The organism is Pseudoalteromonas tunicata (genome assembly GCF_002310815.1).
In the GTDB taxonomy this organism is placed as follows: domain Bacteria; phylum Pseudomonadota; class Gammaproteobacteria; order Enterobacterales; family Alteromonadaceae; genus Pseudoalteromonas; species Pseudoalteromonas tunicata.
Map to the genome: position 1 here is coordinate 3,242,037 of NZ_CP011032.1, position 26,029 is coordinate 3,268,065.

Here is a 26,029-nt window from a genome sequence, read left to right on the forward strand (position 1 = left end):
TTAAATATTTACTTAAGTTCAAAATATCTTGGTCGGATAATTCAAAGAAAAAGAAACAAAATAGAATGGATATAAATACGTAATATGTCTAATTTAAACTCTGCTTGTGCACACTCAAATATGTGCTTGCTACTTAACTTAACAAAATATGCGAACAGTGCAAGTAAGAAGATGTAAAAATATTTATCTATTTTTACATCCATCAGATTTTAAAGAGTTTTAAAGAGTTTTAAATTATATTTTGTCCGGCTCGATTGCATCAATATAACGTTTCACTGATAAAAATGACCCACTTAAGCCAAGTGCGATACCCAATAAAACTAACAAACAAAACTCATTAAAAGACAACCCTTGCAATATAAACTCGGTTTGATAAACACCCGCAACATGACTTACAGCTGACGCTAACCACCACATCATCACAACAATGGCGATAAATGAGAACAGCCCACCAATTAGACCATACCAAATACCGGTCCACAAAAATGGTGCTTGAATGAAATTATTGGTTGCACCAACCAGCTTCATCACCTGAATTTCTTCTTTTTTATCCATAATTGATAAGCGAATTGTATTGCCGATAATTAAAATGACGGAAGTCAGCAATAACAATGCGATTGTGATCACACTTTCGCGTAATAAAGAAAGCAAAGCATTTAGACGCTCTAGCCATTCAATATCTAATTTTCCAAAATCAACTTCCCTTTCTTGCTCAAGTTTAAGCAAAAGCTCCCTTGCGGCTTGAGCTGAGGTAAAGCGCTTAGTTGGAGTCACTAATACAACACTAGGTAGAGGATTTTCATCTAAATAATTAAGCGCCTGACCAAAGCCTGAAGCAACCTTAAATTCAGCCAATGCATCATCTTTAGAAATATAATCTACTTGGGCAATCTCTGGATAAAGCCTTAAGCGATTAACTAATGAGCCCGCCTCTTGCTCTGTCGTATCTTTTTTCACAAAGAGCGAGATTTCAGCTGCGTTCTCAAAACCACTGCTTACTAGCTGTACATTTTTAACCACTAAATAAAGAGTTGCTGGTAATGTTAAACTCAAACCAAGCACTGCAATGGTCATTAAAGAAGCTGCAGGTGTTCGCCACATTTCACCTAGGCTATGCACACCTTGGCGTAGGACGTTTTGGATTACAAAATACATATTGAGCAGCCAAGATTTTTGATAAGCCTCAGCCTGACTATTGCGCCCTTTAAATAAAATACTCACGGCTGGCTCCCTGTTAACGGATCATCAATTAAACGACCGCGTTTTAGAGTAAGACTGCGATATTTCATCCGAGCAATCAAACCAAGGTCATGGGTTGCAATAAGTACAGTCGTGCCCTGCTGATTAAAATCTTCAAACAAATTTAAAATTTCAACCGATAACTCAGGATCTAAATTTCCAGTTGGTTCGTCGGCGAGTAAAATTGGGGGAGAGTTCACAATAGCTCGTGCAATACCGACTCGCTGTTGCTCACCGCCAGATAGAGTATCTGGAAAACATTTAACCTTGCTAAGCAAACCAACTTTATCAAGTGCAGCATGCACACGTTTTTCAATATCTTTACGATGCATACCTTCGATTACCAAAGGAAAAGCCACATTGTCAAAAATATTATAACGATTCAATAGCCTATGGTTTTGAAAAATCATACCAATATCACGGCGAATATACGGCACCTGTTTAGTATCAAGTTTATTTAACTTAACGCTATTGATAAACACATCACCAGCTGATGGGCGTTCCATTACGCTTATCAACTTAAGGAGTGTACTTTTACCTGCGCCACTATGACCGGTTAAAAAGGCCAGTTCACCCGCTTTAAGGTGAAAATTAATTTTCTCCAGTGCGAGATGACCACCGGGATATGTTTTACTTACTTGCTGAAATTTTATCATTATTAGTATCTTACAGCTAAGAGGGCGCAAAGCGCCCTAAATTTAAATCTTTACTTATCATCCTGACTAAACAAAGCATTGATAAATTCATCACTTTTGAAGGCTCTTAAATCATCAATTCCTTCACCAACCCCGATATAACGAATTGGAATATTAAACTTATCGGCAACCGCAAAAATAACTCCCCCTTTGGCTGTGCCATCAAGTTTAGTTAAACTAATGCCGGTTAATCCAACCGCTTTATTAAATAAATCAACTTGGCTAATCGCGTTTTGACCAGTACCTGCATCAATAGTCAGCATCACTTCATGTGGAGCGTCAGGATCAAGCTTTTTCATGACACGAGCAATTTTTTCTAACTCTTGCATGAGGTTGTCTTTATTTTGTAAGCGACCTGCGGTATCGGCAATCAGTATATCCACCTTTCTCGCTTTGGCTGCTTGAAAAGCATCAAAAATGACTGATGCGCTGTCCGCACCGGTATGCTGAGCAATCACCGGTATATCATTCCGTTGCCCCCAAACTTGTAATTGCTCAACAGCTGCTGCTCTAAAGGTATCACCCGCTGCAAGCATTACAGATTTACCTTCTGCTTGAAATTGCTTAGCCAGTTTTCCGATAGTGGTAGTTTTACCTACACCATTAACACCGACCATTAAAATAACAAATGGCCCGGTTGCTTTTTCAGTATCAAGCGCTTGCTCCGCTGACTTTAACATTTGCGCCATTTCTTGTTTTAAAAGGTCGTATAACGCATCACCATCTTTTAATTGCTTACGATCAGCCGCTTCGGTTAAACGAGCAATTAATTTAAGCGTAGTATCAACGCCTAAATCAGCAGTTAATAATTGCGTTTCTAACTCTTCAAATAATTCGTCATCTATTTTCTTACCTGAGAAAATATTTATAAAACCAGAACCGATTGATTGTTTTGTTTTGATTAGGCTCTTTTTCAAGCGTGAAAAAAAGCTATCTTTTTTAGGGCTTTCTTCTGCAGGCAAGGCTTGAATCTTTGCTTCTTGTGCTAAGCGCGCTTCTTCTGCTAAACGAGCCTCTTCTGCTAAACGCGCTTCTTCTGCTAAGCGTGCTTCTTCTGCTAAGCGTGCTTCTTCTGCTAAACGTGCTTCTTCTGCTAAGCGTGCTTCTTCTGCTAAACGAGTTTCTTCTGCTAAACGTGTTTCTTCTGCTAAGCGAGCTTCACCAGCTAAGCGCGCTTCTTCTGCTAAGCGTGCTTCTTCTGCTAAGCGAGCTTCTTCTGCTAAACGTGCTTCTTCTGCTAAGCGTGCATCTTCTGCTAAACGTGCATCTTCTGCTAAACGTGTTTCTTCTGCTAAGCGAACTTCACCAGCTAAGCGTGCTTCTTCTGCTAAGCGAGCTTCTTCTGCTAAGCGTACTTCTTCTGCTACACGTGCTTCTTCTGCTAAACGTGCTTCTTCTGCTAAACGTGCTTCTTCTGCTAAGCGTGCTTCTTCTGCTAAGCGTGCTTCTTCTGCTAAGCGTGCTTCTTCTGCTAAGCGTGCTTCTTCTGCTAAGCGTGCTTCTTCTGCTAAGCGTGCTTCTTCTGCTAAGCGTGCTTCTTCTGCTAAGCGTGCTTCTTCTGCTAAGCGTGCTTCTTCTGCTAAGCGTGCTTCTTCTGCTAAGCGTGCTTCTTCTGCTAAGCGTGCTTCTTCTGCTAAGCGTGCTTCTTCTGCTAAGCGTGCTTCTTCTGCTAAACGAGTTTCTTCTGCTAAACGTGTTTCTTCTGCTAAGCGAGCTTCACCAGCTAAGCGTGCTTCTTCTGCTAAGCGTGCTTCTTCTGCTAAACGAGTTTCTTCTGCTAAACGTGTTTCTTCTGCTAAGCGAGCTTCACCAGCTAAGCGTGCTTCTTCTGCTAAGCGTGCTTCTTCTGCTAAACGAGTTTCTTCTGCTAAACGTGTTTCTTCTGCTAAGCGAGCTTCACCAGCTAAGCGTGCTTCTTCTGCTAAGCGTGCTTCTTCTGCTAAACGAGTTTCTTCTGCTAAACGTGTTTCTTCTGCTAAGCGAGCTTCACCAGCTAAGCGTGCTTCTTCTGCTAAGCGTGCTTCTTCTGCTAAACGAGTTTCTTCTGCTAAACGTGTTTCTTCTGCTAAGCGAGCTTCACCAGCTAAGCGTGCTTCTTCTGCTAAGCGTGCTTCTTCTGCTAAACGAGTTTCTTCTGCTAAACGTGTTTCTTCTGCTAAGCGAGCTTCACCAGCTAAGCGTGCTTCTTCTGCTAAGCGTGCTTCTTCTGCTAAACGAGTTTCTTCTGCTAAACGTGTTTCTTCTGCTAAGCGAGCTTCACCTGCTAAACGTGCTTCTTCTGCTAAACGTGCTTCTTCTGCTAAACGTGCTTCTTCTGCTAAACGTGCATCTTCTGCTAAACGTGTTTCTTCTGCTAAGCGAGCTTCACCAGCTAAGCGTGCTTCATCTGCTAAGCGAGCTTCACCAGCTAAGCGTGCTTCTTCTGCTAAGCGAGCTTCACCAGCTAAGCGTGTTTCTTCTGCTAAACGTGCTTCTTCTGCTAAACGTGCTTCTTCTGCTAAGCGAGCTTCCTCTGCTAAGCGAGCTTCCTCCGCTAAGCGAGCTTCTTCTGCTAAACGTGCTTCTTCTGCTAAGCGTGCTTGCTCTTGAACTTCATTGGTTGTGTCTTTTTCACCAAAGCCTAACCAAGATAAAAATCTATTTTTTTTTGCCATACTAGCTAATGACCACTTATAAAATCTGATAAACTGATGCGTGCAATATGGTAACACTTTCATTAACAGAATGAAAAAGTACCGCAGCGATAAAATTTAGCCCATATACTATATGAGAGCGTTTCTCGACACCATTTTTTAGTGATATTAATGAAGCCAAACACATCAAAATCAAACAAATCGACCTCAGGTCAAATTCGCATCATCAGTGGTCAATACCGCGGGCGAAAACTGCCAGTAAAAGATGTTCAAGGGCTAAGACCAACAACCGACCGAGTAAAAGAAACCGTATTTAACTGGTTAATGAATGATGTGAGAGACACTGTTGTTCTCGATTGTTTTGCAGGTTCTGGTGGGCTTGGCTTTGAAGCGCTATCTCGTTATGCCAGCTCTGTGACATTTATTGAGAAAGATAAAATAGCCGCGCAGCAAATTCAGAGCAATATTTTGACGTTAAAAAATCCAAACGCTAACCTCGTCCATGGTGATGCACTTCAATTTATAGCAACCAATAACAGATTATTTAACTTAGTTTTTATCGATCCGCCATTTCGCCAAGGGTTAGCACAACCTCTTTGTGATTTATTGGTCGAAAGAAATGCCCTTGCTCAAGATGCTTTAATTTATCTTGAAGTTGAAAACGAGCTTTCTGATTTTAAAGCGCCTGTAAATTGGAGCCTTAAAAAAGAAAAAACGGCAGGTCAAGTGAGCTACCGTCTCTATCAAAATGGCTTAGTAAACAATTAGGCTATTCGATTTCAATACCAATATTTGTTTGACCATCTTCAAGCGCTTTAACTCGAAGCGCTTTGACGCTTTCTGAACTGATCCGCCCCATATTTTCAACATAATCAATAAGCTCGCCAAGCACTTCAATTTCATATTGCATTAAAGGGTGTTCACGAATAGCTTGGTTATCAGCTATCACATCTTCTGATGTCAGTTGATATTCAATTAGTTTTGCAACTGTGGCCTGGGATATTTTACTGATATCAACAAATTCAGCTTCATCTTGTGCAATTAATCCGTGCAGCATACCTAACAATGCTGTTGCTGCATCAATCGCAGGATAAACACCAAACATATCAAAATCGGTTACTTCCGGAACATTTGGCTCAACTTTATCAATTAATAATTCGAAGTTAATTTTGCTTTTTGGCAAAACTATTCTTTCCCAGATTAAATTTAACGCATTACGTAAAACAGAATCATCACCAAATTCAGTTGCTTGACTGAATAAAGTATAATTTGGCAGCATTCGCTCCAATAAAGCGGCGGCCAGTACTGCTTTTTGCAGGTAATTTAATTCTCTAATACGTTGAAAATTATTCGGTCTGTTCATCTTTATCCATTAGGCAGGACCAGCATAATTCAAACCCTGCACCATTTTTTTCACCACAATGGCGGCAAAACCATTCATGAGTTGATTGTCGTTGAGTTTGATATTCTAACAAGATTTTTTCAGCTTGGCGCTGTTTTATCTGCAAGACAAGTATCGAAATATAGGTTTGATCTTGGGGAATTTCACCTAAAGCCCCCGCAAGGGCTTCACCATGAAAGCGAACATCGATTGAATTGATGTGCAATAACCCTTTGATTAAATAGGCTTCAAGTGCATTTTCAGCTTGATAAATACGGATCCAATCAAAGAGTTTTTCCATTTAGCTATTGAGTTGTTGTTGGGCATACTCAAATTTAAGTTTAAATTCGGTTACTTTGCCTTCTAATTCTTCAATTTTTTCATTTAATTCATTATTTTGTGCTCGAATACTTTCATACGCATTACGAGCTTGTTTTGATTCTGCCTCTAAACGAGATACCAAACTGGTATTTCGACCTTGCGCCATGTTTAATGCAGAATCTTGATTGGCTAATAAGCTTTCTTTTTTGGCAATCGCGTCTTGGTATGCTTGCTCTTTGATTCTAAATTCACTAAGCAGCTCAGACATTTGCTCTTTATCTTGCTCTAAATTCACAATATTTGATAACGCTTGCTCTAACTCTACTTTTAATAATTTAGTTTCAGCAAACAGGTCTTTTTTCAGATCATTAAATCGACCATCTTGTTTCTTCTCTTGCTCTGCAATTTTGTCTTTATACTGCGCATTCGCTTCTAAGACTGAAGCATGCTCAGCTTGCAATGCTTCGTTTTGCTGCTCTAACTCTGTTAAACTCGCTTGTAACTCAGCCAAATGATTTTCTTTGTCAGAAACTTGCCCGCTGAGTAACTCTTTATTTTTATTTAACTCTTCAACCGCTGCACGCTGCGAAATAAGATCCTGCTGTAAAGTTTCAAATGTTTTTTGCTGTTCAGCAATCATTTGGTCTGATTTATGCTTTTCTTGTAGAAGATTTTTGATTTGCGCTGTGTATTGACCATTAGCACTATTTATATCGGTTAATAACAACTCTTTCTCTTTCAGAGAAGCGAGTGCTTGCTGTAACGCGGAATCCTTCTCTTCAATCGCATGCTGCTGCGTAGCAAGGTTAGCATTACCAGACTCTAATTCGCCCTGTAATAGCTCAAATGCCTGTTTAAGATCTGACAACTCTTTTTGATAATGTGTTTCTTGCTGTTTCAACCTATCATCTAGCGATGCATTTTCTGCACTTCGTTCGGTAATAAGTTGTTTAACCTTATCTGATTGTAATGCATTAAGTTCTTTTTGTTTTTGTAAGGCAGCTTCAGATTGCTGTAAAAGAAGTTCTTTTTCTTGAATGATATTTTGCTGCTCAGCAAGCGTTTCTTTAAGTTTTGAATGCTGAACTAACTCTTTTTGATGATGCGCTTGCAGTGTTTCAAATTGTTCTTGATAACCATTTCCTTGTTCAAGTAACCCTGTTAAGCGCTCTATCTCAAGTTGGCTTGCCTGACAATTTTTCTGTTCAGCCTGTAATTTTTGCTCAAGTTGCAATGCGCCTTTTTGCAGCAAAGTCACTTTTTGTTCTAAAGATGCTATTAATTCATCTTCATCAGATTGGTGCTGTACGATTGCCGCTTGATGGCCTTTTTCAAGCGCCTGCTGGCAAGCTACAAGCATCATTGCCTGTAATTGCGGTGAAATCAGCGATAAAAACTGCTGAGAAACGGTATCAATATACGGATGACGCTCTGTGATTGTTGCAGCCAAATTACCAATAAAATCGGTTGGTTCTTGTGATAAACTTCGAGCCACTGATGAAAATGTCTCTTGCGGTGATACCGCCTCTAAACCTTGTAGTAATTGATGAAGTTGTGTACCTTGAAATTCACCCATCGAAATCTATCCCCTAGAGCAATGCTTTTGTTATTATTAGCTCGTTCAATTTTTAAATTTCGTTTAATTCAATTGCAGAAGAAAGCTAAATTAGAATCATTTAATCTTATAAAATTAATAAGTTAAAATAATTACATTGTATAAATTGTAGCTATCTTAACACTGCTAGTGCGTGAATTTAAACACATTAAAACATATAATTAACAAACAAATTAAAAGGCTATCTGATAATCACTATGACCTTAACGACCCCTGCTCTACTTTTCCCTGCAATTTCACTGCTTTTACTTGCATATACCAACCGTTTCTTGGTTTTAGCTCAATTAATCCGCCAACTGAACTCCAGAGAAGGAGATACAATCCGCCCTGTCGTAAAAGCGCAAATTTCTAATTTACGAAAACGGATAAAGCTAATTCGTACCATGCAGTTTTATGGAGTGATCTCTTTTTTACTCTGTACAGCAGCCATGTTCGCAGTCTTTCTTGAGCTACTTCTTTTAGGAGCTATTTTTTTTGGTGCTAGCCTAATTTGTTTACTTGGCTCATTACTCTTTTCGCTCTATGAAATTCATATCTCTTGTGATGCAATCGAATTAGAACTTACCAGCATTGCAGAAAAACCGTTAAGCAAAGATAGCTAATTTGATGTTTTCAAAATTTACTACCTATACTTAAGCAACCGCTTAAATATAGGTAGTAATTTGTGTCAGATTTCTTGTTTGCAGATGACAGCTTAAATCACAATGAACAAGTAGCAGCAGTTGAAACTGGCTGGGATATTTTAGTTGTAGATGATGAAGAAGATATCCATCAAGTAACCAAATTGGTACTTTCAGGATTCCAATTTGAGGGTAAGCCACTGCGATTTCATCATGCCTATTCGGCAGCACAAGCAAGAGAAGTTTTGCAAGATATTGACCAAATTGCGGTAGGTCTTGTTGATGTGGTAATGGAAACAAATCATGCTGGTTTAGATCTTATAAAGTACATTCGTGAAGAAGCTGAAAACCACGATGTCAGGCTTATCTTACGGACAGGTCAACCAGGTGAAGCACCTGAAGAGTCTATCATTCGTGACTTTGATATAAACGACTATAAAAACAAAACAGAACTTACCGCGATTAAACTCAAAACTCTACTTTATTCTGCATTACGTGCTTATCGCGATATTCGCACCATTGAAAAACATAAACGCGGTTTAGAAAATATAATTAATGCATCTGCTAATTTTCTAGAATGCGATACTGTTGATCAATTCGCTTCAACAATTTTGGGGCATGTCTCCAATGTTATGGGGCTAGATGATAATGAAATTTATTGTGCAGCTGCGGTTAATTCGCAAGATAAAAAAGGCACTGATTTTATGCTGCTTGCTGCATCCGTAAATAGCAGCGCCCCTGAACAAAAAACCTTACCAAAAGAAATTAGTAATCTTTTTATTGATGTACATAACAAAAAAGAATCTTGTAAAAATGAAAACCAGTTTGTCGGTTACTTTCCAACAAAAGGTGGCCTAGAAACTATGTTGTATGTTAGTAAATCATCAAAACTACAACCTTCAGATCATCAGTTATTAGAGTTTTTCTCCAACAATATTGCACTTGCTTATGATAATTTAAGATTACGAGAAGTAGTCAGAGAATCTCAAAAAGAACTGTCGTACATTTTAGGTGAGGCAGTAGAAAGACGAAGTAAGGAAACTGGCAGTCATGTTAAACGAGTCGCTAATTACAGCTTTATGCTTGCACTGAAGTATGGATTAACACCTTATCAAGCTGAAATAATTAAGCTTGCATCCCCTTTGCACGATATTGGTAAAATAGGGATCCCTGACAGTATTTTAAATAAACCAGGAAAACATACTCCAGATGAGTGGCAAATAATGCAATCTCATGCACAAATGGGATATGAAATTTTAAAAAATTCTACTAATGAAATTTTGCGCCAGGGTGCAGTTATCGCGTATCAGCATCACGAAAAATGGGATGGTACAGGTTACCCTTCTGGACTTAGTGGCGAAGCAATTGATATTTCGGGTCGTATAACCGCAATAGCCGATGTATTTGATGCATTAGGAAGCGACCGCTGCTATAAAAAAGCTTGGCCTCTTGCTGATATTATCGATTTGTTAAAACAAGAAAGAGCCAAACAATTTGACCCTAAATTAGTCGACCTTTTTCTAAATGATCTAGATGCATTTTTGGCAATCCGAGATGCCTACCCAGATTGAACAATCTAATTCCAATGTTTTTATTTAACCTAATGCTCAGGCAAGACTCTCATTAGTACGCTGAATTAAAAACAAATATCAAAGCTAATTTCTATAAGCTAAAAATTTTTAATGGTAACAAGCTTAGTTGACGCATTAATAGCAACCCCGTTACGAGTCAACTCAGCCCCTTTTACTGATACCGTATTTTCACACCACTGATGTAACTTTAATTTAACAAAACAATAAGTTATATACTAATTATTACGTTAACTCTTTCATTTTTTTGTATCATAAATTGCCCTTGAGCCTAAAAGCACGACTAAATGATTAGTTATTATTCAGATTAAAGCTTGCTTTAGTACCCAATTTTTTAATATTATCTCCCCCGGCATTAGAGATTAAGTTTTAGAATCAAAAACCTTTGACTTATCAATATGCAAAATACCAAAATGAATTTGGTTTAACAGTCAGTATTAGCTCAGTTCACTTGAAAGAGAAGGATCATAAAGTGAGATTGGAACAATTCGAGCAATTTTTGGCACTCGGCAAACTTCGCCATTTCCGCCAAGCAGCAGAACAATGTAACCTCAGTACATCAGCACTCACCCGTAGCATTCAAACTTTAGAGCAAGAACTCGACTGCGAGCTAGTCGCGCGATCCACACGTTCTGTTAATTTAACTGATGCTGGAGAGCAATTTCTGATTTACTGCCAAGATACATTAACTCAATTAAAAGAAATAAAAACAAAACTCGCTAAACATAAAAAGAACCTAATAGACAAAATTATTATCGGTTATACCATGGATGCCACAACTATTGTGCCGCTTGCCTGTGGTAAATTTATGCAGCAGCATCCTGAAATTTCTATCGAAATGCACTTATATACTCAAACTCAACTTAACGAAAAGCTGAAAATCAATGAGCTTGATATCGCAATTGGTAGTAGTCAAAATCATTTGCCTGAAAACCAAATAGTGCAACTACCCGATCAACTTGTTTTGTTTGTGAGTAAGAATCACCCATTAGCATTTGCAACTGAAATTGATCGCACGGCACTTAATCCATATCCAATGTTGTCTTGCCTTTCATCTAGCATTCAAGTACAAAAAATGCTGCAAGATGCGGCTGTAGCACTTCATAAAGTGTCGACTGTCAAAGTAGGTAATATTGATCAAATTACCCAAACAGTGAAAGATAATAAACATGTCGCCATTGCTGGAATTGAACATACCAATACCATAGACGGCAATCCTGATTTAATGATTATCAAACCGACACAAGAGTCTCAAAAGTTAGCTCTTTCATTGACTACTAGTCGTGATTTCAACCTTCAGCATCAAGCTCTTCAACTACTAAGCTATATTGCCGATGAAGTGAAATTACAAACCGGAGCTCAACTTGAAAGTATTGAAAGCGAAACTTTTTAATACTTTTTTCAAATAAAGTGTGGGGAAACATAGCTATTAATCCCCACAACTCACTCTCGCAAAATAACTCATCTTAACTGTATAATGCGCTACTTCTTGAAGGATCCCATATGCGCACCGCTAATTTCAATCTGACTCTTGAACATGTTTTAGATCATATTCACCAAGATGGTTATGGTGTAATTGATAACGCAATAGATGAAAATCTCATCGAGTTATTACTGACCGATTGCTTAAGCCAGCAAGCGCTATTTCAACTCGCGGGTATTGGTCGCCAGCTAGATAAACAACTTAATCCAACTATTCGCTCTGATAAAACAAAGTGGTTTGAACACGATAACCTGATTCAGCAACACTATTTAGCTTTAATGGAACAATTACGCACTGCAATAAACCGTCACTTCTTTTTAGGTTTATTTGACTATGAATGCCATTACGCAACTTACCATCATGGGGATTTTTACAAAAAGCATTTTGATGCCTTTAAAGGTCGTTCTAATCGCGTTTTTACCACGGTGCTTTATCTTAATACTCCAAAACAAGGTGGTGAACTGGTTATTTACCAACCTAAAAGTAAGGATGTTTTAGCTACCATAGCTCCAAAAGCAGGAACTCTCGTGGTATTTGAAAGCGAGCGATTTGCTCATGAGGTACTACCTGCCGTTGATATTCGTCATTCAATTGCAGGCTGGTTTAGAAAAAACAACTCAGTCAACGGTGTTATCGATCCCACTAACTAGCGTAAGGTTAACCGATACTCAACCCGAGTGCGATAGCCATAAAAGTAACTAGACCAACATAGTTATTATTTAAAAAAGCTTTAAAACAATTATTTCTGTCGCGATTTTTAATTAACCATTGCTGATACATAAAAAATATACTCACCACACCAGCATTGAGCATAATTAACCAAGTCGCCATTTGTTGCTGCCACATAAGGTAAGAGATGAGCAGTAAGCTCGAGATTTGTAATACTGCAATGATCAGTTTATCAGCCCGGCCAAATAAAATTGCTGTGGATTTGACCCCTATTTTAATATCATCATCCCGATCAACCATGCCATACATTGTGTCGTAAGCCACAGTCCAAAGTAGATTTGCACCATAAAGCATCCAAGCTTCAACAGGAACTGATTGCCCTACCGCCATATACGCCATTGGAATAGACCAACTAAAAGCTGCACCTAAAACCACTTGAGGTAAATGAGTATAGCGTTTCATAAATGGGTAGCTAAATGCTAATAGCAGAGCAACAAAAGACAATAAAATGGTTTGATAATTAAGCGTAAGCACCAGCAAAAAAGCAGTAATAATTAACAATGCAAAAAGCTGAAGTGTCTCTTTGGTACTCACAAGACCAGCAGCAAGGGGCCTATCTTTAGTACGCTTAACTTGGCCATCAACTTTTCGGTCGGCAAAGTCATTAATCACACAACCGGCTGAGCGCATTATAAAGACCCCAGCGCTAAATACGATAATAAAATGCCAATCAGGCAATCCATTAGAGGCCAGCCAAAGTGCCCAAAACGTAGGCCAAAGCAATAACAAAGTCCCGATTGGTTTGTCCACGCGCATTAATTTTGAATAATGTTCAATGTGTGCAAAACGTAATGAAATAAAACTCATCGATATAATACCGAGTTAGGTAAAAAAATCTCACAAACCATAATCTTATGCTCTGCAAGAGAAAAAACACTGCGCCGACCATAACAACAAGCAGCAGGTAAATTTAATGACTTTACTAATTGCAAGAGGCAATGTGATACAGAAAACTGCGCAACCTCTATAGTATTTCTAATTAAATCAGCATGTTGAAATAAGTATTCACCTAAAGGTCTATCGCCTAACGCGGCAAGTGAAAGGTCATTGTCTAATAAATCTGTAGGGATCCAACTTTGTGCATAAACCTGCGCCTGGCCATTGCCCATCAGCAGTACTTCTCGGACTAATACGTTTTGCACAGCCAAGCCACACATTAAAGCGTCCGATTCAGTCAACATCATGTGTTTTTCACTCAGTACCTCAACGCTAAATTGATTAGTATTAGCTTTTAATTTAGCCGTAAGAGAGCCAGTACCAAATAACCATTGTTGCTGTAACTCAGTTAAAGGCCAAATAGCGTGATGTAACCAATGGTTTTCTAAACTTAATGGATATTTGAACACAAATAACTTACCTCAATACCTATAAAGCAATCATAACATTTCAATAGTTTATGAAAAAGCGCAATGGATTAAGATTGTTATCCATAGCAATTAAGTAAGTGAACATAAATCAAAATAAAGCCGTACATATCTTGACGGAAAAGCTGGACTATAATTTGCTAAACCAGATATCATTGCCAAGCTAAACCACTTAACTATGTTGTTATTTACTAATATAAGAGACAAAAACATGCGATCATTAGCCGTTTTATTGTGCGCTATAGGTATTCAGTTCACTAGCCTAAACAGCTATGCAGCATCAAATTATGGTTATTACGGTTTTGAACCTGATGTCATTACCAATTATATTGGCGCTTCAAACAAAAAAATGGGCTACGTACGAGTGACCGTTGAACTTATGCTGCAGGATATGGCCAATTTAGCGGTCGTTGAACATCATGATCCTCTGCTGCGCGATGCGATTGTCGAAATACTCAGCAAAGAACCCGAAGATAAAATAAAGTCTCTCACTGGTCGTGAGGAAATTCGTAAAAAATGTGTTGAAGCAGTGAAAAAGCTATTAAAAGAAGAAACAGGTAATGAAATTATTCGCGATATTTTATTTACTAAATACCTCTATCATTAAGCTTAAATAATATTTCAAACTTTAAAATGACGCTCGTATCTTAACCTAGATTCGAGCTTCGTCGTTTTAGATGCCTACTTTTTAGCCTGCCATGCTAAAGCCCAACCAGCCACACACCCAGCAATCAAACCAAACAAATGCGCCCAATTGGCCATACTGACAAATAATACATCAGCAAAACCAAGTGCCAACCAAACCAGCATAAAACCGACTATTGGTTGAGATACCGCTAATTGTTCATTTTTACTGTAATAGCCATAAATCCAGCAAAAACCTAACAAGCCATATACCACACCCGATAAGCCACCAAAGTTATCACCCACCAATAAAAATTGTGCCCAATTACTTATCAATGCCGTAAACAAAAAAAGGAATACTAAGTGCCGACTGCTTAGCGCTTGTTCTATTTTGCTTCCTAGACTCATCCACCACATCAAATTAAAAATTAAATGGATAGCTGAAAAATGAATAATCGCAGGTGTAAACCATTGCAAAGGATTTGCGGGGTTAAATTTTAAAACACTAAATAAACCATTAAAGCCACCAAACATAAAGGCTAAATATAACCCAACCGAAACCAAGCTCACTGAACGATTTAACCAACTTAAGGCATCAAAGCGCGCTTTAAGATCGAATGAAGCACCTTGATACGCCAACCCTGAATCTGTTGTCCCCACATCCCATGATGCAGACCAATACTTATCTGCGCTTGAGTCTTGCTCAAACTCATGCCAAAGCACATCTGCTTTGGCATGATGCGCTTCATCAACCCATATTTCGACCCGCTGAGCAGACTTTGGCATTAATTTAGCAGTAATATGCTGCGTTTTAAGATAATCAAAAAAAGCCTGTGCCGCACGCGGGTTGGTTAATTCAGCCAATAAAATCATGAGCGTTCGATATTATCTGCACACGATGTGGCCCATGCTTCAAAACCGCCGTCTAAGCTATAGACATCTTCAAAACCTTGCTCATTTAAATAGTTAGCAGCACCTTGTGAGCTAATTCCATGATAACAAACCACAATAATAGGATGTTCAAACTCTTGTTCAATCATGAATTGGCCAATATTCGCATTAGATAAATTCACCGCTTGAGGAATGTGCCCTTTTGAATATGTGTTTGCATCACGAATATCAGCAATTACTGTTGCAGGGTTTGCCAATAACTCTTTAGCTTGAGCCACTGTTAAATGTTTAAAAGCCATAACTACCTCTAAATGGAATTTTATGCGAAAAAAAGGGGCGAATGCCCCTCAATAATAACGTGTTTAAAAAAGGATTAACACCAATCTAAAATCACTTTACCTGACTGACCAGACAACATGGTGTCAAATCCTTGTTGGAATTGATCAATTGGGAACTGATGCGTAATAATCGGAGATAAATCAAGCCCCGATTGAATTAAGCTGGCCATTTTATACCAGGTCTCAAACATTTCACGACCGTAAATACCTTTGATCACTAACCCTTTAAAAATAACCTGATTCCAATCAACCGCCATGTCTGAAGGTGGAATACCTAGCATGGCAATTTTTCCACCATGATTCATATTACTCAGCATGTTTTTAAATGCAGAAGGTACGCCAGACATTTCAAGACCAACATCAAAGCCCTCTGTCATACCAAGCTCTTTCATCACATCTTCAAGCTTTTCGTTTGCGATATTTACCGCTCGTGTAGCACCCATTTTACGCGCAAGGTCTAAGCGATATTCATTCACATCGGTAACAACAACATAACGAGCACCAACATGCTTAGCAACAGCTGCTGCCATAATGCCAATTGGGCCTGCGCCAGTGATAAGTACATCTTCACCCACTAAATCAAACGATAAAGCTGTATGTACCGCATTACCAAATGGATCAAAAATTGATGCTAATTCATCAGAAATATTGTCTGGGATTTTAAATGCATTGTAAGCAGGGATCACTAAATACTCTGCAAATGATCCTTCACGGTTAACACCCACACCTATGGTATTGCGGCATAAATGCACTCGACCCGCACGGCAGTTACGGCAATGACCACATGTAATATGGCCTTCGCCCGATACACGATCACCAATTTTAAATCCGCGTACTTCTTGGCCCATATCAACTACTTCGCCCACATATTCGTGGCCAACCACCATAGGTACAGGGATTGTATTTTGCGCCCACTCATCCCATTTATAAATGTGAACGTCTGTACCACAAATTGCTGTTTTACGGATTTTAATTAATAAATCATTATGACCGACTTCTGGTTTTGCCGCTTCGGTCATCCAAATGCCCGGTTCTGCTTTTAATTTCGATAGCGCTTTCATACTATTTCTCTTTCAAAAACAGCCTCAAATAAGAGGCTGTTTAGTCAATTTGGAATCTAACGTTAAATGCTGAAATTTAACTATAGATTAAATAATCTGCATTTCTTTACCAATGCGAGTAAATGCATCGATGGCAATGTCTAACTGCTCAGTGGTGTGAGCCGCTGAAATTTGAGTGCGAATACGTGCTTGACCTTTTGGTACCACTGGGAATGAGAACCCAGTTACATAAATACCCTCGGCAAGTAGCTTATCAGCCATTGCTGATGCCACTTTGGCATCACCTAACATCACAGGAATAATCGCGTGATCTTTACCGGCACAGGTAAAACCAGCAGCTTCCATTTTCTCACGGAAATAAGCCACATTTTGCCATAACGTATCGCGCAGCGCTTGGCCTTCACTCAGCATATCGATCACTTTAAGTGAAGCAGTTACAATTGATGGCGCGAGTGAGTTTGAAAACAAATATGGACGCGAACGTTGGCGCAACCATTCAACAATTTCAGCGCGACCTGATGTATAACCACCTGATGCCCCACCTAAAGCCTTACCCAATGTACCGGTAATAATATCAACTCGGTCCATCACTTGGCAGTACTCTGGTGTACCACGGCCATTTTCACCAACAAAACCAACAGCATGTGAATCATCAACCATTACAAGTGCATTGTATTTATCAGCTAAATCACACACAGCGGCTAAATTACAAATCACACCGTCCATTGAAAATACACCGTCGGTGGCAATCAATTTGGTTTTCACACCAGCAGCATCTGCGGCAATAAGTTGTTGCTCAAGGTCAGCCATATCATTGTTGGCATAACGAAAGCGTTTTGCTTTACATAAACGCACACCATCAATAATTGACGCATGATTTAAAGAGTCTGAAATAATCGCATCATCAGCGCCTAAAATCGTTTCAAATAAACCGGCATTGGCGTCAAAACATGACGAATATAAAATAGTATCTTCAGTCTTTAAGAATTCACTGATTTTTGCTTCAAGCTGCTTATGAATGTCTTGGGTACCACAAATAAAACGCACCGATGCAACACCAAAACCATGTTGATCTAAACCATTTTTTGCAGCTGCAATTAACTCTGGATGATTAGCTAAGCCTAAGTAGTTGTTAGCACAAAAGTTAATAACTTTTTGGCCTGATGCTACTTGAATTTCGGCTTGTTGTTGTGACGTGATAATACGTTCACTTTTGTACAAACCTTCTGCTTTGACTTCATTGATTTGCTGCTGTAGCTGCTCATAAAACGCAGATGCTCTCATCTGTTTTCTCCAAAGTTTTGAACGAGTTGATAGTTAGGCTGGTGTAACCTAAAAAACTGAGTGGCATTGTAAAAGTTTCAACTTATAAATGCACTGAAATACTACATAAATACTGTACACCTAGTGTATGGTTTAGCTTATTTTGTCGACACCTTGTGCTAAGGATGACCAAATTTCGATGTCTGGCTGCGCGATTGCCTGCTCATCGGATGAGTACTGAGATTGAATTAAAATGCATCGCGCTACCCCAGCTCGCTGCCCGGCTTCTATATCTGACCATTTATCGCCAATCATAATGCTTTGTGTTACATCAATCTGATGCTCACTAATTGCTTGAGCAAGCATACCTGGAGCCGGTTTTCGACATTCGCAATCTGTTTGATACATACCCTGCGCATTTTTAGGATGATGCGGACAAAAATAAACACCCGCTAATGGGGCTCCTTCGCGTTCAAATTGTAATGTCATCCAATCCGTTAAGGTGGCAAAATCAGACTCAGAGTAATAACCGCGACCAATGCCCGACTGATTCGTCACCACCACCAATTTGTAACCTAAAGCAACAAAATGTCGACACGCCTCAAATACGCCAGCTACAAACTCAAATTGATCAATTTTATGCACATAGGCATGATCAACGTTAATCACGCCGTCACGGTCTAAAAATATTGCTTTATTCATAATTTATTTAACTCTTTGGCAACCACAGTATCGAACATTTTAATCACTGCATCAGTAGTAATTTGCGCCATTAAATCAGCACCTTTACAGCGTTTACCCCAAGGCAATTGTGACGCAGGGCGACCAAACTGAGCCTGTATATTATGGTGGTACACTTCGACCACGTAGTCTTGATATAAATATGGCCCTGTGCGTTTTGGATTTGAATGCGCATATAAGCCGATCACAGGCGTGCCAACAGTCACCGCCATGTGCGCAGGCCCAGTATCAGGTGCCAGTACTAAATCAGCACATTTTAATACACACAATAACTGCTTTAAGCTGGTTTTACCGACCAAATTTAAAATATCACTTTGGCTATAGCCAATAATCTCGGTGCTTAGTTCACGCTCCATTTCCGTTGGCCCGCCACTGAGCACGACCTTATAACCTTTGCTTACCGCATAATCAGCCAAAGCAGCATAACGCTCTGCAAGCCAATTACGCTCTTTTTTACTCGCAGCAGGCGCGATAACAAATACCTTTTCAAATCCGGCTAACTGTTGCTGCGCCCACGCTAAATCACTTTCTTGATAAGGCATTTGCCACGCTGGTAGTTGCGGTTTCACACCCAGTTTGGCGGCAAAGCCATAAAAACCTTCTAATACATGAGGTTCAAATTGTGCTGCAATTCGTTTATTAACAAATAAGCTGTGCCCTTCTTTAGCTCGGTGCCAATCAAAACCATATTTTACTTTGGCTGGAATACAAGCTGCGGCTAAATTTGCCCGTAACGCCACTTGCATATGAAGCAATACATCAAATTGTTTGCCTTTAAAACGTTGTTTTAATTGCTGGTAGGCTAATTTACCCTGCTTTTTATCAAAAATAACAAATTCGACACCCGGTAAATCAGCTAATAACATGGCTTCAATTTTACCAATCACCCAGGTTATTTTGGCCGTAGGATGCTGTTTTTGAATAGCCTGCACAGCCGCTACGGCATGGCATACATCACCAATTGCTGACAAACGCAAAATACAAATTTCTTTAATGTTTAAGTGTGAATTCACAACAATCCTTAAGGCAGAACAAAGCGCAGGGCTGATCTTAAATTAAATCACGCCACAAACCAAATGTTCACATTAAGGCAAGTTATTGTAAACTAGCAGCAGACTTAACCTGCGGTAATCTTGTTTTATGATCCAATCCACTCAATGTGGCAATAATACGCTACTCACTTGGCAATACAGCCCAACTGATCTGACCCCAGCCTGGTTCGAACCAAGCTTTTGGCAACAGCAAGACAAAATTTATGCACAAAAAACAGGACGAGCCACCACTTGGTTTTTTAAACATGATGAACTTAAAGCTGTGCTGCGCCACTATTGGCGAGGAGGGTTAGTCGGAAAAATACTACAAGACCAATATCTAAATTTAGGAATTAAACGCTCACGAGTCTATCGCGAATTTATGTTGTTATGTCAGCTCCATCAGCAAGGGTTTAATGTTCCAACCCCAGTTGCAGCTTGTTTTAGTCAAGCAGGTTTAATTTATCGCGCCGATATTATTACCCAAGCAATTACTGGCGCCGATAGCCTGCTTGATCGGTTACAGATCAAAGCGTTAACCCAAGATGAAATCATCAAAATCGCACAGTGCATCGCAGATTTTCATAACGCCGGTGTGTTTCATGCTGATTTAAATATCAATAACATTTTATTTGATGATAAAGGTGAAATTTTCTTAATCGACTTTGATCGCGGCCAATTAAAGCCACCAGCACAGAGCTGGCAACAAGCAAATATCAACCGACTATTGCGCTCATTTAATAAGCAAGCCAAACGGCTAAGTTGTTTTTATTGGACAGAGCAAGATTGGGCGCTGTTTATCAGCCATTACCAAAAAAACATAAAAAAAGCCTGATAATTCAGGCTTTTTGGTAATGCTTTTTTACAGAATGAATGACTAAATTAACCGCCGTTAGTCTTGTGTTTTGATTTTTTTAATCACATTCGAGGTTGAACAACCGTTTAAAAACTCTAACACCGCCACTTTTCCCCCTTGTGCTAATACAAAATCAGCACCTGCAATTTGTTCAACGGTGTAATCACCACCTTTGACTAAAATATCTGGGTTAACCTGTTCAATCAGCGCTGCAGGAGTATCGTTTTGTGCTAAATCACCAAACGGAATAACCCAGTCGACCGATTTTAACGCACTCAATACCATCGCGCGTTCATCTAATGGGTTTATTGGACGATCAGCACCTTTTAAACGGGCAATTGACTCATCATTGTTCAGTCCAACAACTAAGCGATCACCCATTGCTTTGGCCTGTGCCAAATAACGCACATGCCCAGCATGTAAAATATCAAAGCAGCCATTAGTAAAAACAATGGTTTCGCCATTACGTTTTGCAAATTCAATATGCTGTAATACATCTTCAAATGGTGCTTGATAGTGCTCACCTGTTTGCAATAAATACTGGCTCAACTTACGCCCAAGCTCTTCAGGCGTTACTGTTGCAGCACCTAATTTCGCAACCACTAACCCTGCAGCTAAATTAGCAATCTCAACTGCATCTTTGGGCGCCATACCCGCTGCAAGCATCACTGTTAAGGTTGCTATTACCGTATCACCAGCACCGGTCACATCTGAAACTTCAAGCACTTGCGCCGCAAAATCAAACTTATCTTGTAGGGTGATAAGCGACATCCCTTGCTCAGAGCGCGTCAATAATATCGCACCTAAACCACAGTTTTGAATAATATTACGGGCAGAAGCCAGAATAATTTCTTCAGAGCCGACCTCGCCACCAGCGGCTTTAAATTCACTTAAATTAGGGGTAATAAAATCAGCACCAGCATAACGCGATAAATCTTTTGATTTTGGGTCAACCAATACGGTTTTACCCGCTTGTTTGGCCAAAGCAATCATAGGCTCAATAAGCGTTAACGAGCCTTTGTTGTAATCAGAAAATAAAACAAAATCGTAGTCATCAATGATTTGTGCTAACCGATTAAGTAATAGCTGGCTTTGCTCTTGGGTGAAGTTTTCTTCTAAATCTAGGCGCACCACTTGCTGATGGCGACTGATCACGCGCATTTTAGCTATGGTAGGATGAGACTCTTGCACCACTAACTCCGATGCTATTTTCTCATTTGCCAATAAACGCTGTAACGTATCACCACACTCATCTTTACCAATGATGCCAAGCAAGCTCACTTTGCCATCAAGATGAGCAATATTTTTAGCAACGTTGGCAGCGCCACCCGCTTTATCTTCAAGTTGATTTACTTTAACAACCGGTACAGGCGCTTCTGGTGAAATACGGCCCGAATCACCATGCCAGTATCGGTCGAGCATCACATCACCTACCACCAGCACTTTGGCATGAGATAAATTTTTTAATAATGCCAAATCCATTAAAGCGACTCCGTCCAAGTTAAATCAAGCGCTTCACATAACCAATGACCCAAAAACATATGCGCTTCTTGAATACGAGCTGTTTCATCATTAGCAATAATAATGGCAAGTTTGGCAATGTCTTTTACTAAACCGCCATCACGGCCCGTAAGCGCAACGGTATAAGCGCCAATTTCGTTGGCTGCTTCGAGGGCTAGATTAATATTTTTGCTGGTACCAGAGGTGGTTAAACCGATAACTAAATCTTGTGGTTTACATAACGCCTGAACTTGGCGTTCAAACACTGTATCAAAGGTATAGTCATTTGAATGAGCCGTTAATATTGACGTATCGGTGGTTAAGGCAATAGAAGCCAGTGGCCCGCGCTCTTTTTTATAACGCACAACAAATTCAGCCGCTAAATGCTGAGCGTCGGCGGCACTACCACCATTACCAAACCACACAACTTTACCACCTTGTTTTAAAGTGATAAGACATTGCTCTAAAAGCGCTAACGCTTGAGTTTGATGATTTTCTAAAGTATCAAAGGCAGCGCGATGACGCGCTAAACTTGCAAGATAACTTTGGGCTGTTGTTGTCGAATTCATTATTAATCCTTCATAGAACATGGCCTAAGTGCCATTTCTAACTATATAAAATGCCTGAGTTACCAAAACCAAGCGACAGATAAGTGACCGTATTTCTCATCAAAAACATCTGTGCCATACGTCAGTTGGCTTTCAACCCGATACTCTTGCCATTTTCGGCTATTACTGAGTTGAAATTCAAGCGATGGCGTGTAATCAGCCACTTGCGAGTCTTCATTATTAATTTTGGTCACTTTAAAATGCCACGATGATTGAATATTTTCACTGTAACCGACATCAACCACATGAATTTGTGAACGTGTGCCATCAGAAAAAACACGCTGATCGCCCGCAAAATGGCCATACACAGCACCATCGTTAGTATTACCAAACTTATAAATAGAGTTAGTGTACCAACGTGTATTCCAGGAGCTATATTCGTAACGCACCGACCAATTCGAAGTTAATTTGGGTAAATAAATCCCACTATTAAAGGAGGTATTACCAAAACCATAGTTACTGTATTGATCGGTATCTTCGCCGCCATATTCAAAATAAAGTTCTGTTGGTGTTACCCAATTAAAATTAAAACTCGACGTGACCGAAGCTAATTGATCACCAAGTTCTTCATCATCACCATGCTTATTGTCATTACCGCCCGGATCAAAATAAGCTTTAATAATATCATTCGTGCTCACTTCTCGCGGACCACCGCCAAAATGTAAAATTCGGTTTAAGCCTATTTTCCAGCCTTCTAACGGCTCAATACTTAAATGTGTGCCAGCAATACGAGGACGACCATCATGCCATTCACCTTGTGATTCAATACCTTGCTTTACTTTCTCTAACTTGGCGTAAAACAATTCAAAATCAAGATTCCACCAATCGGCCAGAGGTTGTGAAAAACCAAGCGATACCGAAGGAGATGTTTTTGCATTGGTTGAGATTAATTGTGCGCCGTATTTAAACGGTGAAAACCAATGTTCTTTATAACCAATATCAAGTTGTAAAGTATCACCAGCCACACTAAAAAACGTATTGTAAGCAACTAAATCACCGGAACTAAAACGATAATCGACACCAATTTGTACCAGTGTTGATTCACTTGGGCGCCAGACACCTTCAAAAAATCCTTGGCCCCATTCATCCGATTGCAAACCGCGTTGATTGGCAATGGCGACCGTTTTATCGTATTTCATTGTCGCTTTTAAACCGCTACGACTAATTTGATCCTGACCACGATACGGCTTAAGCGCAATACGAATGGCATCATATAAGCCATTATCAACCTTACGTAATTGGCGCAGCGCAATATCGATTTCATTAAATGAATAAGGCTTACTCATTGGTGTGCCGGTGGTTAATACAAACATGGTATCAACTTGTTGCTCAAGGTGAGCATCAACATAAAGCGGCAAATAAGCCGATGGTTTTGCACTTGCTTGCCAAGTTGCGGCAACCAGCAGTAAAGAAGATAAATATTTTAATTTCATAAATTTGCTGTAAATAAAATAAGGCCGCTTGATGGTATCAAATCTTATCTGAACTTTATAGAAAGTGGCTGTTGAAAATTGTTAGATAGAAGATTTTAGCCAGATAGAGTGTCGAAAATATGTAAAAAACGCTACTATATCGGCAATTTTTACCCCAAAGAAATCTCATGGCACGATTTATTTATAGTTTGCTGTTGTATCTGCTCAGCCCTTTGGTTTTTATCCATTTATGGCTACGAGGCAAAAAAGCCCCTGAATATCGTAAGCGATTGAGTGAGCGCCTAGGTTTTTATGCTCAAAAAGCAACGACCCAATCAGTAGTTTTTCACTGTGCATCACTCGGTGAGGTCATAGCGGCAACCCCTATGATCAAAAAGCTTCAACAGCAGCAAGAGTTAAATATAGTCCTAACTTGCAATACACCAACGGGCAGCGCTCAAATAAAAAAAACCTTTGGCGATACTGTTAAGCATGTTTATTTACCACTTGATTTTTGTGGCGCAGTGGCGCGATTTTTGACTCACTTTAAACCTAACGTACTGATTATTTTAGAAACAGAGCTTTGGCCAAATTTAATTACCACAGCCAAAAAACGCAATATCCCCGTATTATTGCTTAATGCACGCCTCTCTGAAAAATCAATGCGAGGCTATCAAAACGTAAAACCGTTAACTCATGCTATTTTGAGTGGTATTTCCCATATCGCTGCTCACAATCAAACAGACGCAGAGCGTTTTGTTGCGTTGGGCTATCCTCAATCACAGCTTACAATCCCAGGCTCAATTAAGTTTGATGTTTCGTTATCAGCAAGCACATGTGAGCACGCAAACTCATTTCGCCAGAGTTTAGGGCCTCGCCCATTTATTTGGATTGCAGGTTCAACGCACGAAGGTGAAGATGCACAGTTACTTGATGCCCACCAGCAGCTTTGCTGCTCAATTCCCAATGCATTACTTATTTTAGTGCCACGCCACCCTGAACGATTTGATACGGTTGCCGATTTAGTGCATCAACGTAGTTTTAAGCTATCGCGTAAAAGCCACCACCCTAGCAGCTCACAATTGACCACTTGCCAAGTGCTGCTTGGTGATACCTTAGGCGAACTTTCGACTTTATATGGCGGTGCTGATACGGCATTTATTGGCGGCAGCTTAATTGAACGTGGCGGACATAATCCACTTGAAGCAGCAGCTTTTGGAATTGCCGTTTTAACCGGTCCACATACCTTTAATTTTAACGACGTATATCAAGGAATGTTTGCCAACCAAGCTTGTAAACTAGTCACCAACAGCCACAACTTAGCCGATACTTTGCTGGTACTTGCAAACAATCCTGCACAAACCAAAAAAATGGGCCAAGCTGCGCTTCACTTTGTAAAACAAAATCAGGGTGCGGTTGATCACTGCATCACGCTTATTTCTCACTATTTGGATTAACTTATGTCACACGAACTTGCCATTTTACAGACCAAACAATGGGTGAGTGATGTAATTGTAAAATACAATTTTTGCCCATTTGCGCGAGCTGAAGTCGAAAATAATAAAATTCATTATCAAGTTTGCCCACAAAACACCGTAACTGATGCTGTAATGGCGATGCTAGATGGATGTTTTTTGCTGGATAAACAACCAGAAATTGAAACCAGTTTATTAATTTACCCCGAAGGGTTTGCGGATTTTGATACTTTTTTAGAGCTGGTTGACTTAGCAGACGCCATGCTGGCTGCTCAAGGATTTTCAGGCCATTATCAAATAGCCACTTTTCATCCTGACTATATTTTCGCCGATTCAGATGAGCATGATGCAGCTAACTATACTAATAGAGCGCCTTATCCGACTCTTCATTTAATTCGAGAGTTAAGCATGTCTCTGGCACTTGATAATTACCAAGAGCCCGAATCAATTCCTGAGCACAATATTAAACTAGCGCGCCGCAAAGGCATCGATTTTTGGCAGCAACTGTTGCAAAATTGTATCAATACACCGAAATAAAAAACGCAGCCTATGGGCTGCGT

The 26,029-nt window shown here is 39.7% G+C and carries 26 protein-coding genes; 9 read left to right on the top strand and 17 right to left on the bottom strand.

Translation table 11 applies throughout. The annotated features are described in order from the left end of the window. Window positions 1-234 precede the first annotated feature (234 nt). The 3 genes from ftsX to ftsY are packed head-to-tail and all read right to left on the bottom strand — an operon-like array spanning window position 235 to window position 4,588. On the bottom strand, window positions 235-1,221 hold the full coding sequence (ftsX, locus tag PTUN_RS14725; RefSeq protein ID WP_009837737.1) for a permease-like cell division protein FtsX: 987 nt from the start codon (window positions 1,219-1,221) through the stop codon (window positions 235-237). Next, window positions 1,218-1,895, bottom strand: a complete 678-nt coding sequence (gene ftsE / locus PTUN_RS14730) for a cell division ATP-binding protein FtsE (RefSeq protein WP_009837738.1) — start codon at window positions 1,893-1,895, stop codon at window positions 1,218-1,220. Before ftsE ends, ftsX begins: the two co-directional genes overlap by 4 nt. 50 nt (window positions 1,896-1,945) lie before the next feature. Continuing rightward, complete coding sequence (ftsY, locus tag PTUN_RS14735) at window positions 1,946-4,588, bottom strand: signal recognition particle-docking protein FtsY (protein WP_096035256.1); 2,643 nt, start codon at window positions 4,586-4,588, stop codon at window positions 1,946-1,948. A 150-nt stretch (window positions 4,589-4,738) separates the two neighbouring features. On the opposite strand from ftsY, the gene rsmD reads away from it, so the two are divergent. Continuing rightward, window positions 4,739-5,335, top strand: coding sequence for a 16S rRNA (guanine(966)-N(2))-methyltransferase RsmD (rsmD, locus tag PTUN_RS14740; RefSeq protein WP_009837740.1), 597 nt, complete (start codon window positions 4,739-4,741; stop codon window positions 5,333-5,335). A gap of 1 nt (window position 5,336) precedes the next feature. Here the strand turns inward: rsmD and PTUN_RS14745 are convergent, their stop codons facing one another. Genes PTUN_RS14745 through PTUN_RS14755 form a run of 3 tightly spaced genes read right to left on the bottom strand, consistent with a single transcriptional unit; the run spans window position 5,337 to window position 7,845 of the window. Continuing rightward, window positions 5,337-5,930 (bottom strand): YjaG family protein, encoded by a 594-nt coding sequence (locus PTUN_RS14745; protein ID WP_009837741.1) that lies wholly within the window; start codon window positions 5,928-5,930, stop codon window positions 5,337-5,339. Next, window positions 5,914-6,249, bottom strand: a complete 336-nt coding sequence (locus PTUN_RS14750) for a putative signal transducing protein (RefSeq protein ID WP_009837742.1) — start codon at window positions 6,247-6,249, stop codon at window positions 5,914-5,916. Before PTUN_RS14750 ends, PTUN_RS14745 begins: the two co-directional genes overlap by 17 nt. Then, complete coding sequence (locus PTUN_RS14755; RefSeq protein ID WP_009837743.1) at window positions 6,250-7,845, bottom strand: coiled-coil domain-containing protein; 1,596 nt, start codon at window positions 7,843-7,845, stop codon at window positions 6,250-6,252. 236 nt (window positions 7,846-8,081) lie between these two features. Between PTUN_RS14755 and PTUN_RS14760 the strand changes: the two genes are divergently transcribed. The 4 genes from PTUN_RS14760 (at window position 8,082) to PTUN_RS14775 (ending at window position 12,226) form a co-directional block, all read left to right on the top strand. Then, window positions 8,082-8,486: a DUF2721 domain-containing protein gene (locus tag PTUN_RS14760; RefSeq protein WP_009837744.1), complete on the top strand. Its 405-nt coding sequence runs from the start codon at window positions 8,082-8,084 to the stop codon at window positions 8,484-8,486. Window positions 8,487-8,548: 62 nt separating this feature from the next. Then, window positions 8,549-10,075 (top strand): DUF3369 domain-containing protein, encoded by a 1,527-nt coding sequence (locus PTUN_RS14765; RefSeq protein ID WP_009837745.1) that lies wholly within the window; start codon window positions 8,549-8,551, stop codon window positions 10,073-10,075. Window positions 10,076-10,565: 490 nt separating this feature from the next. After that, window positions 10,566-11,486, top strand: a complete 921-nt coding sequence (locus PTUN_RS14770) for a LysR family transcriptional regulator (protein ID WP_083781264.1) — start codon at window positions 10,566-10,568, stop codon at window positions 11,484-11,486. Window positions 11,487-11,596: 110 nt separating this feature from the next. Continuing rightward, window positions 11,597-12,226 carry a 2OG-Fe(II) oxygenase gene (locus PTUN_RS14775; protein WP_009837747.1) on the top strand — a complete coding sequence of 210 codons (630 nt, stop codon included), beginning with the start codon at window positions 11,597-11,599 and terminating at the stop codon, window positions 12,224-12,226. 7 nt (window positions 12,227-12,233) lie between these two features. Here the strand turns inward: PTUN_RS14775 and ubiA are convergent, their stop codons facing one another. Together ubiA and PTUN_RS14785 are read right to left on the bottom strand one after the other, a co-directional pair. Then, window positions 12,234-13,112, bottom strand: coding sequence for a 4-hydroxybenzoate octaprenyltransferase (gene ubiA / locus PTUN_RS14780; protein WP_009837748.1), 879 nt, complete (start codon window positions 13,110-13,112; stop codon window positions 12,234-12,236). After that, window positions 13,109-13,651, bottom strand: a complete 543-nt coding sequence (locus PTUN_RS14785) for a chorismate--pyruvate lyase family protein (protein WP_009837749.1) — start codon at window positions 13,649-13,651, stop codon at window positions 13,109-13,111. Before PTUN_RS14785 ends, ubiA begins: the two co-directional genes overlap by 4 nt. A 229-nt stretch (window positions 13,652-13,880) precedes the next feature. On the opposite strand from PTUN_RS14785, the gene PTUN_RS14790 reads away from it, so the two are divergent. After that, on the top strand, window positions 13,881-14,276 hold the full coding sequence (locus tag PTUN_RS14790; RefSeq protein ID WP_009837750.1) for a flagellar basal body-associated protein FliL: 396 nt from the start codon (window positions 13,881-13,883) through the stop codon (window positions 14,274-14,276). A gap of 74 nt (window positions 14,277-14,350) precedes the next feature. On the opposite strand, the gene glpG is transcribed toward PTUN_RS14790, so the two are convergent. The 6 genes from glpG to PTUN_RS14820 all read right to left on the bottom strand — a co-directional run bounded on the left by glpG (window position 14,351) and on the right by PTUN_RS14820 (window position 19,600). Next, window positions 14,351-15,166, bottom strand: coding sequence for a rhomboid family intramembrane serine protease GlpG (gene glpG, locus PTUN_RS14795; RefSeq protein WP_009837751.1), 816 nt, complete (start codon window positions 15,164-15,166; stop codon window positions 14,351-14,353). Further along, window positions 15,163-15,483, bottom strand: coding sequence for a thiosulfate sulfurtransferase GlpE (glpE, locus tag PTUN_RS14800; protein ID WP_009837752.1), 321 nt, complete (start codon window positions 15,481-15,483; stop codon window positions 15,163-15,165). The genes glpG and glpE overlap by 4 nt, the downstream gene beginning before the upstream one ends. Before the next feature lie 74 nt (window positions 15,484-15,557). Beyond that, on the bottom strand, window positions 15,558-16,583 hold the full coding sequence (gene tdh, locus PTUN_RS14805) for an L-threonine 3-dehydrogenase (protein ID WP_009837753.1): 1,026 nt from the start codon (window positions 16,581-16,583) through the stop codon (window positions 15,558-15,560). 87 nt (window positions 16,584-16,670) lie between these two features. After that, entirely contained in the window at window positions 16,671-17,867 is a 1,197-nt protein-coding gene (locus PTUN_RS14810; RefSeq protein WP_009837754.1) for a glycine C-acetyltransferase, read from the bottom strand. A 132-nt stretch (window positions 17,868-17,999) separates the two neighbouring features. Next, window positions 18,000-18,548, bottom strand: coding sequence for a D-glycero-beta-D-manno-heptose 1,7-bisphosphate 7-phosphatase (gene gmhB, locus PTUN_RS14815; RefSeq protein WP_009837755.1), 549 nt, complete (start codon window positions 18,546-18,548; stop codon window positions 18,000-18,002). Beyond that, window positions 18,545-19,600: a glycosyltransferase family 9 protein gene (locus PTUN_RS14820; RefSeq protein WP_009837756.1), complete on the bottom strand. Its 1,056-nt coding sequence runs from the start codon at window positions 19,598-19,600 to the stop codon at window positions 18,545-18,547. Before PTUN_RS14820 ends, gmhB begins: the two co-directional genes overlap by 4 nt. Window positions 19,601-19,727: 127 nt before the next feature. On the opposite strand from PTUN_RS14820, the gene PTUN_RS14825 reads away from it, so the two are divergent. Beyond that, a complete protein-coding gene (locus PTUN_RS14825) occupies window positions 19,728-20,453 on the top strand; it encodes a 3-deoxy-D-manno-octulosonic acid kinase (RefSeq protein WP_009837757.1) in 726 nt (241 codons plus the stop codon). A gap of 57 nt (window positions 20,454-20,510) precedes the next feature. Here PTUN_RS14825 and hldE read toward each other — a convergent pair whose 3' ends face one another. From hldE to PTUN_RS14840, 3 genes are read right to left on the bottom strand one after another with little or no spacing between them, the layout of a single operon-like run. Continuing rightward, window positions 20,511-21,956: a bifunctional D-glycero-beta-D-manno-heptose-7-phosphate kinase/D-glycero-beta-D-manno-heptose 1-phosphate adenylyltransferase HldE gene (hldE, locus tag PTUN_RS14830; RefSeq protein ID WP_009837758.1), complete on the bottom strand. Its 1,446-nt coding sequence runs from the start codon at window positions 21,954-21,956 to the stop codon at window positions 20,511-20,513. After that, window positions 21,956-22,543, bottom strand: coding sequence for an SIS domain-containing protein (locus PTUN_RS14835; RefSeq protein ID WP_009837759.1), 588 nt, complete (start codon window positions 22,541-22,543; stop codon window positions 21,956-21,958). The genes hldE and PTUN_RS14835 overlap by 1 nt, the downstream gene beginning before the upstream one ends. A 59-nt stretch (window positions 22,544-22,602) precedes the next feature. Further along, window positions 22,603-24,015: a capsule assembly Wzi family protein gene (locus PTUN_RS14840; protein WP_009837760.1), complete on the bottom strand. Its 1,413-nt coding sequence runs from the start codon at window positions 24,013-24,015 to the stop codon at window positions 22,603-22,605. Between the two features lie 167 nt (window positions 24,016-24,182). On the opposite strand from PTUN_RS14840, the gene waaA reads away from it, so the two are divergent. Beyond that, window positions 24,183-25,451 (top strand): lipid IV(A) 3-deoxy-D-manno-octulosonic acid transferase, encoded by a 1,269-nt coding sequence (gene waaA / locus PTUN_RS14845; RefSeq protein WP_009837761.1) that lies wholly within the window; start codon window positions 24,183-24,185, stop codon window positions 25,449-25,451. A 3-nt stretch (window positions 25,452-25,454) separates the two neighbouring features. Then, window positions 25,455-26,006, top strand: a complete 552-nt coding sequence (locus PTUN_RS14850; RefSeq protein ID WP_009837762.1) for a DUF1415 domain-containing protein — start codon at window positions 25,455-25,457, stop codon at window positions 26,004-26,006. Window positions 26,007-26,029: the final 23 nt, after the last annotated feature.